General features: G+C 31.8%; 12 protein-coding genes. 1 reads left to right on the forward strand and 11 read right to left on the reverse strand.

Features of this window, described 5'->3' with window-relative positions; all coding sequences use genetic code 11:
- The first annotated feature begins 35 nt into the window (after window positions 1-35).
- Window positions 36-209 (forward strand): hypothetical protein, encoded by a 174-nt coding sequence (locus tag FOL89_RS17535; protein ID WP_185146938.1) that lies wholly within the window; start codon window positions 36-38, stop codon window positions 207-209.
- Between the two features lie 99 nt (window positions 210-308).
- Here FOL89_RS17535 and FOL89_RS07020 read toward each other — a convergent pair whose 3' ends face one another.
- The 11 genes from FOL89_RS07020 to FOL89_RS07070 form a co-directional block, all read right to left on the reverse strand.
- Window positions 309-605 (reverse strand): cyclic-phosphate processing receiver domain-containing protein, encoded by a 297-nt coding sequence (locus tag FOL89_RS07020; RefSeq protein WP_144282109.1) that lies wholly within the window; start codon window positions 603-605, stop codon window positions 309-311.
- 11 nt (window positions 606-616) lie between these two features.
- Window positions 617-1,549 (reverse strand): helix-turn-helix transcriptional regulator, encoded by a 933-nt coding sequence (locus FOL89_RS07025; protein WP_144282110.1) that lies wholly within the window; start codon window positions 1,547-1,549, stop codon window positions 617-619.
- A gap of 93 nt (window positions 1,550-1,642) precedes the next feature.
- Complete coding sequence (locus FOL89_RS07030; RefSeq protein ID WP_144282111.1) at window positions 1,643-2,872, reverse strand: type II toxin-antitoxin system HipA family toxin; 1,230 nt, start codon at window positions 2,870-2,872, stop codon at window positions 1,643-1,645.
- Window positions 2,869-3,177: a helix-turn-helix domain-containing protein gene (locus tag FOL89_RS07035; RefSeq protein WP_144282112.1), complete on the reverse strand. Its 309-nt coding sequence runs from the start codon at window positions 3,175-3,177 to the stop codon at window positions 2,869-2,871. Before FOL89_RS07035 ends, FOL89_RS07030 begins: the two co-directional genes overlap by 4 nt.
- 205 nt (window positions 3,178-3,382) lie before the next feature.
- Window positions 3,383-4,621, reverse strand: coding sequence for an McrC family protein (locus tag FOL89_RS07040; RefSeq protein WP_144282113.1), 1,239 nt, complete (start codon window positions 4,619-4,621; stop codon window positions 3,383-3,385).
- Window positions 4,622-4,625: 4 nt separating this feature from the next.
- A complete protein-coding gene (locus FOL89_RS07045; protein WP_144282114.1) occupies window positions 4,626-6,671 on the reverse strand; it encodes an McrB family protein in 2,046 nt (681 codons plus the stop codon).
- Between the two features lie 31 nt (window positions 6,672-6,702).
- Window positions 6,703-9,291: a KAP family P-loop NTPase fold protein gene (locus tag FOL89_RS07050; protein WP_185146939.1), complete on the reverse strand. Its 2,589-nt coding sequence runs from the start codon at window positions 9,289-9,291 to the stop codon at window positions 6,703-6,705.
- 21 nt (window positions 9,292-9,312) lie between these two features.
- A complete protein-coding gene (locus FOL89_RS07055) occupies window positions 9,313-10,245 on the reverse strand; it encodes an endonuclease domain-containing protein (RefSeq protein ID WP_144282116.1) in 933 nt (310 codons plus the stop codon).
- Between the two features lie 143 nt (window positions 10,246-10,388).
- Window positions 10,389-11,498 carry a type ISP restriction/modification enzyme gene (locus FOL89_RS17540; RefSeq protein WP_228444876.1) on the reverse strand — a complete coding sequence of 370 codons (1,110 nt, stop codon included), beginning with the start codon at window positions 11,496-11,498 and terminating at the stop codon, window positions 10,389-10,391.
- 181 nt (window positions 11,499-11,679) lie between these two features.
- Window positions 11,680-12,354: a ComEC/Rec2 family competence protein gene (locus FOL89_RS07065; protein WP_144282117.1), complete on the reverse strand. Its 675-nt coding sequence runs from the start codon at window positions 12,352-12,354 to the stop codon at window positions 11,680-11,682.
- Between the two features lie 206 nt (window positions 12,355-12,560).
- A complete protein-coding gene (locus FOL89_RS07070; RefSeq protein WP_144282118.1) occupies window positions 12,561-13,160 on the reverse strand; it encodes a hypothetical protein in 600 nt (199 codons plus the stop codon).

The raw sequence follows: 13,160 nt of genomic DNA on the forward strand, positions 1-13,160 counted from the left end.
TTTGTCTTCATCAGCACTTATCTTTGAAAAAAAATATGAGCATTTTAATAAAAATTAGAAATCATTTCTTCGAAGAAGTTACAGAAGAAATTGAAAAGAAACATTATGAAGAAAGAAAAATAATTTTGAAGCGATTAGGTTTTAGTCTGCTATTTTTAGTCGTAGTTTTTATCGTCGCTTTTATTTTATCACTTGATATTCCGGTCTGATGAAATTAATAAGAATCATCAGTTTAACGATTGTCAAAATGGAAAAAAACGAAATTTTGTCGCAAATATCTACTAATTTTGCGACAAAATTTTCATCTTTTAATGATTCTGATTTTTTAATCTGTTAAAATTATCAAGCAATTTCTCAATATTCTCTTTTCCCACAGGATTTTGGCTATGGACTTGAAAATTGATGTCCGAAACTCCATTGTCCAAACAGAATTCAACCAAAAACTTCGCACAATCGAAACCTGTTTTTCCTTCTCCTAAATCATGATCGAAACTGATGAACTCAGGAACACCATTTTTGTTGATGAAGTTTACAAATTCATCATAGTCATAAACTCTTTCAAAATTTTCAGGAGTAGAACGAAGGTCATCCAGATATAGATTCATAATTTTCTTGCTCAAAATTTCTTATCTTTTTCATTCATTTCCAGCGCCACAGAAAGAAATTTCAAATATTCTTCCCTAACACTTTTCGGTTCCATAATTCGCAATCTTTCCGCATGTGTAAGCAATTCCTGATAGAAATCGTAGGTGGGAACTAATGTTAATTCAATTCGAAATTCTTCGTCGTTTTCAACCAATGTTTTTTGTGAATGATGGATTGGCAGCGACTTTACAAATTTTCCTTGCCACGGATCAAATGAAAGAACAATTTTCCTTGGTGTTTCACCAGGTGTAGAAACAATTCCGAATGAGTTAACAAAGAGTTTTTCAATATCTGTTTCAATATTTTTGAAAGTTTTATTATGAATTTCCAAATCGGTGAGTCGATCTAAACCGTAGGTTTTTATGAAAAAACCTTTTCCTTCATTTTCATTCGCCAACAAATACCAGCGATTTCGGAATTCTTTCACTGCATAAGATTCTACGACTTTTCTTTGAGGAATTCCATCCCAATATTTGGTGTAATTAAAACTGATGAGTTTCGAGTTCTTAATCGCATAAATAAGTCCCTCTAGATTGTGTAATCCAGATGCTTGACGCTTTTCAAAAAGCATTATTTTAGAATGATCAGCGGTTTGTCGGTAAGCGTTTACTAACAGTAAATTATCGAAAACACCTTTGGATTGCTCCAAGTTTTCATCTTCAACAATTTGGTAAGTCATGGTCGATCGCTTGAATTGGATTTCAATTCCGAAAAGTTCCCAAAGTAAATCCCTATCACGCTTGAATGTTTTTTCACTGAACGCCAAATCATTATCGAAACCATTTGAATAATGTTTTTCTTCCAAGTAATTAAGTACTTCATCATAAGTCGCACCTACATTTTTCTTGGATTGTAGCAAGTTTGAAATATGAATCAAACGCAACATTTGGTCTCTTTTTGCCATTGTTTAAATTTTATAGGTCAAAGATAAACAAGCAAACGGACAAATGATGACTATCTAATTGATGCGATTATAAATTTTCATACTAACGGACATCTAAAACATTAGAAAACGCTTCTCAATCAACTCAATATTTTCAATCTTAACACCATTTCCCTTCGCTAAATTTTTCCAATTTCCCAATGCAGCAATTGTATTTTGAATGACTTCATCTATAAATGCCTTTGAAAGTTTTGCTTCCAAACCTAATTTTTCAATGTGAGTTCGAGTAATATTTCGTCCTTCTCCCATAACCATCGTACTTTGTTCTCCACCTGGTCCATTTGAAAATGTGAGATCGTATGCGGGTGACAATTTCCATTCGCCAGATTCATCCATTAAGAAGCTGAAATTTTTAGCATGGTCGTCTCGATTGTGTGCCATTACATTGAAAACAGCCAATCGAAACATTTTTTCAACCTCTCGAATATCTTTGGTAATCGCACTAGTTAAAGCCAATAAATCTTCATAATCATGAGATGGAAACCTGTAATTACTATGGATCAATCCGCTTACAGTGTGCATGTGGAAGCGCTTATTTTTATCTCTGTCAAATCTTTTTACGGCAAAATATCCACTCCCTTTTTGTGAAGGAAATAAGTGTGTTGCAGGCATTTCTAATCCTGCATTTGCCGCCATAATCGAGTAAACATACTCAATAGCTCCTGAATCGTTTCCATCTTGGGTGTTCGGAAATTTCACAATCCAATGTTCAAAACCTTCGCTCAATTCACCTGTACCGTGAGAAATGTTTTTCCTTTCTGAATCAACCCCAATTAATGCTTTTGGTCTCGCTCCGGCAGAAGATCCGTTCAATGCCAAAAGTTCATTTATGACTTCTCCAGATTCGCCTTCCAAAACTCGCTCAGTTTGCGAAGCCAAAACGTCAAGGTTAATTTTTTCATCGTAATGGTTAGGACTTTCATCTGGTTCATAAACCAAAGCTCCCATTCCATTTAATCCAACGTACGCTAAGCGATCTAAAGCAGTAACTTCATTCGGTAAAATGCCTTCAGCTCTCAACATCCTGTCAAAAAGTAATCTTCCCCAACCGTCGGGCAAACTGTCATTGAAAACTCCTGCCAATCCTTCAAAAGGTGTTCTAGGAAGTTCTATTACTCCACGTTGTAGTGGAAGTTTTATTGGTGAAATTTCTAAATTAGTTTCAAGAAAAGCATTGTCGTATTCAAAATAGATGATTCCATCACGAATCGCTAATCGTCCTACTTTTTGAATTTCTGATCCCAAATTCAATCCTACTTTTAATTCTTTAATTGATGTTCTCATTTCTTACTTCCTCTTTTTTTTACAGATTTTTCATCACTCTTTAAGACTTCGCCTATCGATTTAAAAGCAGGTGTAATTGGCTTTAAACCTTCAATCATCTCTTCTAAGCCACCAACAATAGAAAGAATTTTCAAAAAAGACTCTAAAGAAACCATTCCAGTCTGTTCAAACTTTCTCAAAGTTGATAATGGAACACCGCACCTTTCTGCTAAACCTTCCTGAGTAAGATCCATCTGCAATCTTCGTTCACGGATATTCTCTACGAGTTTTTGGTGTGCTTTTGAAAGAGAAATAAATAACATCATGATAGTATTTAATTATATTTTTTCTATCTAATTAGTATTATTGTATTACAAATATACTAAAATCATTCAAATATGATGTTCCTGTTACTTTTGATTTTTAAAGTAATTTCGTTATTTTCAGTAAAGTTAGAAGAGAGCATAAAGAGATTTACATGTTGAACGACTCAACATATAATATTTAATTAATTAAACCTGATACCCTTATCTAGTTAAGAAAATTACTGACCTCCGAGCAAATATCACTTTGCCAATTCTGTATGTTTTTATTTGTTCTAAGTTGAATAACCGAACATTCTTTTGCAGAAAGCAACTCTTTATCAATCGACGAAAAATATTTTCCTTTTGTGGTATAACTTTCAATGCCAGGATAAAGTAGTGCAGTTTTCTTTGCTCTATAAAATTTGTGATATACATACATTTGTCGTAAATCTTCAGGAGAAGGATTGTAGCCATTCAGGTTTTTCCATTTGGTATCTAAAACTGCAATTTCCTGTGTTGTATTATTTTTCAAAATGATATCCGGTCGCATTGTAGAATTTTTTCCAAACTCAGGTTTCCAAAATTGTTTAGGTATTTGTGCAGATACCGTATAATTTACCATTCTTTTTCTTAGAGTAACTAATATAAACCGCTCCCACAAATCGTTCATATCGAACATCAGAGCTAAAACATCGTTTTTTCCTTTGGTAACATCTGGATGATAATTCAAAAGAATCAGTTTTGCTATGTCAAGCGAAGTTTTGTAGGGATTATTCTTACGATCATAATGAATTTGCTCAAAATCAGATTCTCTAACTCTAATATCCTGCATTTCCGGAAAAGATAATTGAAGATTTGAAATTCTACTTTTCAATCTTAAATTAAAATTAATCCTCGGAAGAAATTTTACCGCTTTATAGAGTATTTGATGGATTTTATGTTCTTTATTGTATTCTGTTTTCCTAACATAGAATTTTTCGTGATGAATACAGTTTTTTGTGATATGCTTTGCAAAATGAATGGAGCCTTTTAAAGCATTGCAATTATCCTCTTTTATAATATATTTTTTTACTAAACCCTTTCTGAGTAAGGTTTCAATTTCAGTAATAAAAATTTCAATGTAAAGATCGAGCAAGGAATTACTTTTTAGTTTTAACGATGAATTTCCTGTACTGTGAACATTGAATCCCCAAACAGTTCTCAGCATATCAATAAGAATATTCCGCCAAACGATTTCATTATTATAATCTGCTTTTGGCAAGACTTCAATGGTTGTTTTTCCCACCTGAAGCACTCCAACAAAAGAATTAAACTGAACGCCATTTTTTATCAAACTGAAATACGGTGAGTAACTTCCATAATAGTTTTCTAAAGCATCATGAATTAATTTTTGATCCTTGTTTGAAAGGTCAAAAACTAACTTGCAATGTTCGAAAGTTACTATTCTATTATTATCTATTTTCATTAATTTAGTTCATCAGCAATTGAAGTGCTTCACTAAAACCGGCGTGATTGTCTCTTAAATCAGTTATTTCAAAAATTTCAGTTTCGTCATATTGTGCCGAATTATCGTAATCAAACGAAGCAAAAACAGAATTTTGCGTTTTCCGGGATACGAAACCTTTTCCTAAAACCAAACCAATCTTACCAAAATCACCAAAGAAATATTCTTGAAGTAATGGAATAATATTTCTGTAAAAAGAATCTATAATTGTGGATTCATCTTTTCCTATGAAATAGGCATGACCAATTATGTGTTCCTGATCTAATAATTTTTCAATTCGCAAGTTTATTTTTTCTAAAACCTCAGCTACTTTAAAGTCATAAAGCTTGTAATCTAACTCTGGTAAGTCGTAATCTGGTGCAATCTCTTCAAACACAAATCTCCTTCTCAATGCCGAATCCAAAGCTTCAACACTTCTGTCAGCGGTATTCATTGTTCCAATAACATGCAGATTCGCAGGAACACTAAATGTTTCCTTACTGTAAGCTAAAACGACCTCAAGTTCTTCGTCATTTCCTTTTCTTTTATCTTCTTCGAGGAGTGTAATCAGTTCTCCAAATATTTGCGAAACATTGCCACGGTTTATTTCGTCAATAATCAGGACATGAGGTTTTTGTGGTAAAAGTTTATTCTCAGTTTTTGTCGAATTGTTGTGCTTAATTTTCTGATTAATATAGTTTATTACTGCCCAATATGCCGATGAATTAGAACCTCCAATTACTTCCCGAAATTCTTTATCGATATTTCTAACTATGCTTAGATCCGGAAATGCTTTTTGCAGTTTTTCCGCTCTTGAATAGGAAACAGTATATTCTCTGGCATCTACCGTATTTGCTGGCTGGACAATTAAATTTCCGTTGCTGGACACATCCACACACTTCATACCCATGCCTGAAGTTCGCAATGGCAAAACAAGTGGATTATTTTCTTCCAGATGTTCCAAAACCTCTGAAATAAGTTGGGGATAAGCATCTTCAAAACTGTATTCCTGAACTACTTCTGATACCTCATAATGTTGCTTTTTCGCTTGGTCACAAATTTTTCTAAATAATCCTTTCTGAACTTCATAAATTACTTTCTTTTCGCCTTTTTCGTCTTCTTCGACAAGTGGTTTTATCCCTTCAACAAAATCTTCATAAGACATACTTTGATGAAAAGTCGTAAACATTATCTGCCCCGCGTTCACCAACCTTTGATATTCTTCCTTTATTTTAGATCTATCCAGATTGATATTAAATTGAGGGTTTGCGATGCGGACTGCTTTTGTAATCGTGCTGTATGTTTTCCCGGTTCCGGGAGGGCCAAACAGAATTTGGTTTAAAGGAGGACGAAAATCTTCTGTTTCCGCAGAAATAAAAATTGTTTCTTCTTCAGCATCAAGTTCTTCATCCAACTGCTCTACAATTTTATATTTATTGAATCGTTCTTCCATTTTCTGGAACATTTTCTCCTGCTCATCCGCAGTAAAACGATGTGCAATAAATTCGGGATGTTGAGATTTCAGCAAAGTAATTTCCTCATCAACAATTGGAATAATTGCATTCATCATTATTTCCAGTTCTTCTTTTGCTTCATCAAAACTCTGAAATTTAGGTGTGGAATACACTCCAAAAAATTCCATTTTATTGGTATCGGAACCAATGTACATATGTTCAAACTTCCCTTCAACCCTTTTTTTAATGTTTCGGATTAACTCAAGTGCTAAAGCATTCTGTTCATCGTGAGGTTTTTTTGTCTGATTGAACTGAATGAAAAATTCCATTCCCGACTTTGGGCGTAAATCAAAAACAAGGTTAATTAAATCCCCCGAAGAACCGGGATATGCAACCGGAATAAACCAAAACGTTGTGGAAAAGTATTTTGATTTTTCCGTTCCAATAAAATAATTCAGTTCCGCACCTTTATTTGCTTTCTGCCTTACCGAAAAAGTAAAGTTGTGGTTTTTGTCGTACTTTGATTTTAGCCAGTCAAAAACTTCCTGCTGTAATGCTTTATAGTTGATTTTGTTCATAGTTTATTTTTCTAAATTTATTCAAATTATATTAATCATGAGGTAATTTAATATGTGAAAACTGAAAATCTACAGAATTCCAACTATTCCCTTTAACTTTTTCATAAAAATCGGCGAACTCTTGTAATATATCAGAACAAATTTCTCTAAAGAAAAAATCTTCAAAATCTTCAGATTTGCCAAATAGCAACTTAATCCCCTCTTTCTTTATCGAGGTTTCGTAGTATCCAACATTATTTATCAGACTTAGTAAAAAATTTTCTTTTGAATTACAAGAATTTAATATTGACTTTACTTTTTCATTAATATCAGCATCAACATATTTTTCGCCATCATCTTTTTGTTTTACATTTTTGAAATACAAATTCCAAAACCCTTCGGTAAATTCAGTTTCTTCTCCTATAAATTTCAAAAGATAGCCTTTCTGAATTCCGTAAATCTCCTCCTCTGTGAGAGGGAATTTGTTCACAGTTTCTCCCCTTCTTCTATTTTTTAATTTGAGATCATGAAGAAGGTTGGCCTTACTTTGAATATTTCCTGAATCTTCTTCAAATACTGATATTAAGAAGTTCTTCCCATCAGTAACATTGCTGTAAAATTTAGCAACATCCTCCCATTCCATCAATTTATAGGAAAGTTTCTGAAAATCAATCAGATTACCTTTAACGTCTTTGCCCAAAATCTCCAACGAGGCTTTTATTGTGTTTTCATATGCTTTTCCATTTTTGAAATGAGTAATCTTGTTAAGTCTTGTTGATAAATCTTTGATTTTTTTCTCTTCAATCCATTTATGGATTTGAGAATCTATTTGCATATAATCTCCTTCAATAAAATCCAAAAAGGTTTTTTCATCAATATTATTCCTGAAAATCGTTTGAGAAAAATATCTTTCGAATTTGGTGGCATATCTCACAGACAGTTCTCCTTCCAAAATTTTGCTATCAACATCATAACTAAATGAATTATTTTCATATCTAGGAAAAAGGCGATGAATTAAATCATTAATCTTTTCCTTTTCAATATCGTCGATACAATTTATTTCAACATATTCAGACAAGTAGTAATCTAATACTGTAATTTCTTTTTCGGAACTATCCATTCCAGATTTATTATTTCTCTCTAAAAATTTTGCAAATTGTTTAGCCGCTGCTTTGGTTTCATCTATCGGCCTAAAATAATAGACTCCGGTATTGGTGTCTTCTTTAAAGAGTTCGTCTTTCTTTGTAAATAAAAGTCTATAAAGATAAGGATGCTTTAATCTTAGAATTTCCAGGTGAACTACATCTAAGAAATTTAGATTTAAATATATTCCTTCATAGTTTACAATAATGGAATTAATTACTTTCTTTATTTCTCTAAAATTATTGAGCCAAAATAAAAAGAGGTCATTTTCTCTAAATCCTAAATCCCAGATTGTAGGATCTTGATCGTAACTTCTCAAGAAATTATCTATTTTAAAAGAAACGTTTGCAGGCAAAACCTCACGCAAACTTTCTTGAAAATAATCTTTTAATATATTTTTCTCAAAATATGGTAAATTTATTTCTACATTAATAATTTTATCAAGATATTTTATTGTGGACTCCGCACTCTGACCTTTAATACTTTCATTTACGTAATTACGGTCATATGCCAGTACGAAGAATGTATTTTTAAAATTTGCGGTTTTTCTAATCAACTTTAAAAGTTCAAAGATTTCCTCTTTATCCAATCGGTCTACATCATCTATAAAAACAATAATTTTTTTATTTACAAGACCTATTTTTTCATTTAGTTTTTCAAAAATAGTTTGTATACTCTGCTTTCTATAGAAAATATTACGAAAGAAACGGTAAAAAGTCAAACTGTTCCCATTATCTAATAATTCTTCCGAATAGATTGAAAAATCATCAGATAAATCTCTACCCAATGCATCCGAAAAGGAATTAAAAAAATCTTTTATTAAAACTTTTTTGTCATATCCCATCCATGGATTAAAGTCAAAAACAATTGTATTTTCTCCCTCTAAATTATTTTTTACAAAATTGAGGACTGAAGTTTTACCATCTCCCCATTCTCCATTTAAGCCTATTGTAAATGATGTCTCAAAACTATTTTTAGAGATAATCTTTGCTATTTTTTTAGATGCCAGATCAAACAATCCGTCTAACTTATCATCTACAGGATCAGAAATTGGAGCATCTTCAAATAGTTGATTATGTTTTTGTATAGTTTTCTTAGTCTGCAAAAATTTTAGATAACCTCCCAAATGAAACATTAAAACTAAAAAAATTGTATCAAGATACGCAATACTGCTACTTAATCTGAAGGTTATAAAAGTAAAAAAATCATTAAACGCTCTTTCATAAGTATACAAACCAGTCAAAAGCAGTAAAACAAAAGTCATTGTGGCTTTTGGCTTTACAGAATTACAAAAATTCATCTGTAGAGCACTATAAATTATCACCGCAACGATTAAGATAAAATCAAGAAAAAAAGTAGATTTCACTTGATCCATAGTATTATGAACTAAATGCTCTAAGAAAAACTTCTCAATTAAGGGAGTAAGTGCCGTCAAAACAATTACGAAAATTAGAAATAATAGAAAATCTCTGTATTTACCTACTTCTTTTGTGTCCATCATTTAATTATTTAATCAATGTCAATATTGTCTTTCAATAGAATTTAAAACCGCTTCCAAATTTTCGGTGATTTGTTTTCCGCTAAATCTTAGACTCTGAATGCCAAGTTGCTCCAATTCTTTAACAATTCTTCGATCCTTTTCAGCATCATGAAATTCTTTGCCATCACAAAAAATTGCGAGTTTTTTTTCAGGAAAATACAGATCTACCTCGGTAATCAGTCGCTCTTGACCTAACCAAAGTTCATCTCTTTGCATATCAAAATAATTTGAAACTATTTCACCCGTTTTAAAAATACTTGTTTGCATATTTGGTGTAAGATTTTTAACATATAAACCTTGTAATAAAAATAATTCTATTGGAGATCCACAACCAAATACTCTACGTGGAACTGAATTTTTGAAGTTTTTGAAATATAAATTGGTTTTATATCTTCTAAACTTTGCGTTCATTTCATTAGTGTAATCTTCATTTTCTGGTAATTGAACATCTCTTTTATCGAAAATTGGTGACAAAAAGAACATCCCCCAATTGAAGCCTAATGAATCAATAAAGTTGTTATATCCTATTTCTGCAAAGATCTCATAGCTCATGCCCATTCCTTGATTCCACTTTTGAAATGGATTGAATTCGGTATATACCAAATTTGAGTTTTCATTGACTTTTTGCAAATCAAAAATTTTAAAATTTTCAATCGAAAACGTATCAATTTTACCTCTTTTAAGCATTGGCATTAGTGACACATTATAAGGAATCCCTTCAATCGTATTTTCATCAATGTCTTTTATTACATAAAAATTTAGAACGATTTTGACGCATTGAAATTCCTTTACTCCCATACTTTCATAATATTCAAGTTCAGTTTCACTTGGATTTGCATGAATAATCGGAGGAACGTTGTGACTTAACAAATAATTTATTCTTGATTTTGTAATTGGCTGAATACCATCCAAATAATTAAAGTCAAGATTCAACAGTAAAGGAAGATTACTTAAATCTACTTTAAGGCTTTTCCTTTTTGGGAAATTTTTATAGTGAGGCAAGTTCCTAATTAGGAATTCCGGTCGATTCGTAATCACTTTTCTGGTAAAAACTTTTAATTAAGAAAACCTTCAACTACATTATCCACCTCCTTCATCAACCTATCCGTCTCCGTCAAAGCCACAATAATTTTTTGATAATGCAGTATGTCTTCAAAATCTAAGGCTCTTCCTTTTCGGTCTTTCAGCCATTTTTGTGCGGGTTGATAACCTCCTATGTAAAAATTCCAAGCAATTTCGGGAACGTTGGCGAAATATTGATTTGCGTTAATATAAACATTTCCGTTTTTATACATAGATTTTTCAACAACATTATCTCCATCTATGGGATATTGTGTAATAAATTGCTCTACATTTGGACTTTCGAGCAGATGAATTTCCCTTATCTGTTTTCCTAATTCTACTAATATCCAAAAAGATTTCTTATCGGTTGGATATGGAATTCTCGGAAAATCAATATTCAAAAATTCTTTGTACTTCTCGCGGTATGACGGCGAATGAAGAACAGCATAAATGTAATCTAGAATATCTTCAGGATAAAATTGATTGGTCTCTTCTGTTTGTTCAGAATAATTTGGTCGTTCCGGTGCGAAGTATAATCCAAGACTATTTGCAATTTTGTCCACAATTTCCATGTTTAGATTTGGAACTCTTTCTAAAATTTCGTCGGAAATCTGTCCTTTTGTTTCAGGGTATAAGTATAGTGGAAATAAATTAACGCCACCTCGTCTAAACATATTTGCATCAGTTGGATTTCTAGATACAGTTGCCAAACACCATTCAATATCACCAACGGCAAGTCCTTGTCTTCCCATACCCAAAAGTAAATTATCTCTATTTTTTGAATGATTGATTAATTCCTTTCGAGGTCTATCAACAACTATTCTATCAAATAAAATGTATTTGTTTTCAAACGGACGATAAGAACAAATTGAAATTTCATCCTTAATTGAAAGTTTAGAAATGAAATTTTTCGCATCATTAATATTAAAATCTGATGAAGATTTAACTCCATATTTCAATGAAATTTCGCTCTCGCTCTCGCTTGATGATGAAAAATTTGATAATCGCTTTTCAAGAACTGTTTTATCATCGTCCATACAGAAATGGTCTCTATGAGTTTGGAATCCCATTACATTAACCTTAAATAATTCGGTTGGATTTATTCCTGCATCATACTTCTTAAATGAACTTAATTACATGTTGAATATCAAATAATTAAATATAAGCCACCCATTTTTACACCCATATTTGTTTGTTGTTTTTTGTGTCTAGGTTCAATGACTGTGGTAACTGAGAATAAGTCATTAAAATTTTTAATATTATTTTATTAATAAATATTAAATTTCATTCGGGGTCATTACAAAAAAACACTTTAAAATTTAGAAGGTCAAATATGGTATTATCTTCTGAAGTAAAAATACTTCGTAATGTATCATTGTCATAATTAAAGTACAATTTGTATTTTCTTGTAATACTTCTATTTTTGCTTCTCAATATCCGTGCTATAGATTCCTTTGTTGGAAGTTTAGATTTATTCTCTCCATTTGCGCTGAATATGTAATTATCACAATCAATTAATTCATACAATGCATTACTATTATTTCCCTTACTGCCGTGATGAGTTACTTTTACTAATTCACATTTGAGTTTATTTTCAGACGAATATCCAAAGTTAAGAAGAGACTTCACTACATCTGATGGATGGGAATCTGCAAGCCATAAAACTTTTTTTCCTCCCATTTCTGTTATAAATGAAATACTACTACCATTTTCAATATTTACGTCTTCTTTCCATTTATCTATATCAAAATCAATTATTTTTGTCTGATAATCATTTTTAACTACCCCTACAGCTTCACTTATTGATTCATCTTCTATTAATTCAAAAGGTTTTGAAGTGACAATATTATATTTATCTCTTAAGTTTTTAAGTTTGCCAATCGTAGGAGATAGAAAAGTAATTTTCATACCTGCAATATCTATTTGCTCAGAATAGTTTGTATAATCCAAACTTGGCATTTTGTCGATACTTTTTAAATAGTTGTAAAGTATATCTCCTTGTTCAATACTTTCAGCACTACTTAAAGAAAACAAAATGATTATGGGGAATTCTAATACTTAAATTAAAGCAAAAAAAGAATGAGAACTTTTGTTCTCATTCAATACTCGTTGCCAAGCTTAGCAGTGCGTCAATGTTTTGTAAAGATAATAAAACTTTGGCGAAGTTATTTACTCTCAAACCCCTCCTTAAATTTCATAAATTTCTCACCATCTTTTGGATTCTTCTTCATCCATTTGTTCATTAAATCTGTATTGTACTTCAATTGGTCATAGTCTCTGATTTCGAAAATAACTTTTCCATCTTTCTTGATTTCATCCAAAATTTCCTGCCGAATTTCACTTTTGGCTCGGATGCTTTCGGAGTACCATTTGAATGCAATATGTCCAGAACCAAATGTAATAATTCCCGCCAAGGACAAAATACCGATGCTTCCTGGAAAAATAAATTTGATGTGTTTTTCAATTCTTTCAAAAAAGTTGACCGTGGTTTCCGACAGATGCGCAGGAATGCTTTCAGGAATTGATGTTTTGTAATCCCAAATAGAATCAAGTTCTGTTCTAACAAACTGAATCGCTTTCTGCATCATATTGGTTGAACCAATAATCGCATTCTGTGCAGATTGATAAAAATTACGTGCTTCTAAATGAATTGTCTCTGCTTGATTAGCAGATTTAATGCTTTCTTCATTTGTTTCAACCACCTTTTTCAGCAGTTCATAAATATCGATTTGTGGTTCGTTTGGTGCTGTGTTTTGATGTTCCAT

Origin of the sequence: Chryseobacterium echinoideorum (genome assembly GCF_007474535.1) — a bacterium.
Classification (GTDB): domain Bacteria; phylum Bacteroidota; class Bacteroidia; order Flavobacteriales; family Weeksellaceae; genus Chryseobacterium; species Chryseobacterium echinoideorum.

Excerpts from the sequence above, each read along its gene's own strand:
- FOL89_RS17535 (WP_185146938.1), top strand. The coding sequence starts at position 36 with ATGAGCATTTTAATAAAAATTAGAAATCATTTCTTCGAAGAAGTTACA.
- FOL89_RS07020 (WP_144282109.1), bottom strand. The coding sequence starts at position 605 with ATGAATCTATATCTGGATGACCTTCGTTCTACTCCTGAAAATTTTGAA.
- FOL89_RS07025 (WP_144282110.1), bottom strand. The coding sequence starts at position 1,549 with ATGGCAAAAAGAGACCAAATGTTGCGTTTGATTCATATTTCAAACTTG.
- FOL89_RS07030 (WP_144282111.1), bottom strand. The coding sequence starts at position 2,872 with ATGAGAACATCAATTAAAGAATTAAAAGTAGGATTGAATTTGGGATCA.
- FOL89_RS07035 (WP_144282112.1), bottom strand. The coding sequence starts at position 3,177 with ATGATGTTATTTATTTCTCTTTCAAAAGCACACCAAAAACTCGTAGAG.
- FOL89_RS07040 (WP_144282113.1), bottom strand. The coding sequence starts at position 4,621 with ATGAAAATAGATAATAATAGAATAGTAACTTTCGAACATTGCAAGTTA.
- FOL89_RS07045 (WP_144282114.1), bottom strand. The coding sequence starts at position 6,671 with ATGAACAAAATCAACTATAAAGCATTACAGCAGGAAGTTTTTGACTGG.
- FOL89_RS07050 (WP_185146939.1), bottom strand. The coding sequence starts at position 9,291 with ATGGACACAAAAGAAGTAGGTAAATACAGAGATTTTCTATTATTTCTA.
- FOL89_RS07065 (WP_144282117.1), bottom strand. The coding sequence starts at position 12,354 with ATGCCAAGTTTGGATTATACAAACTATTCTGAGCAAATAGATATTGCA.
- FOL89_RS07070 (WP_144282118.1), bottom strand. The coding sequence starts at position 13,160 with ATGGAACATCAAAACACAGCACCAAACGAACCACAAATCGATATTTAT.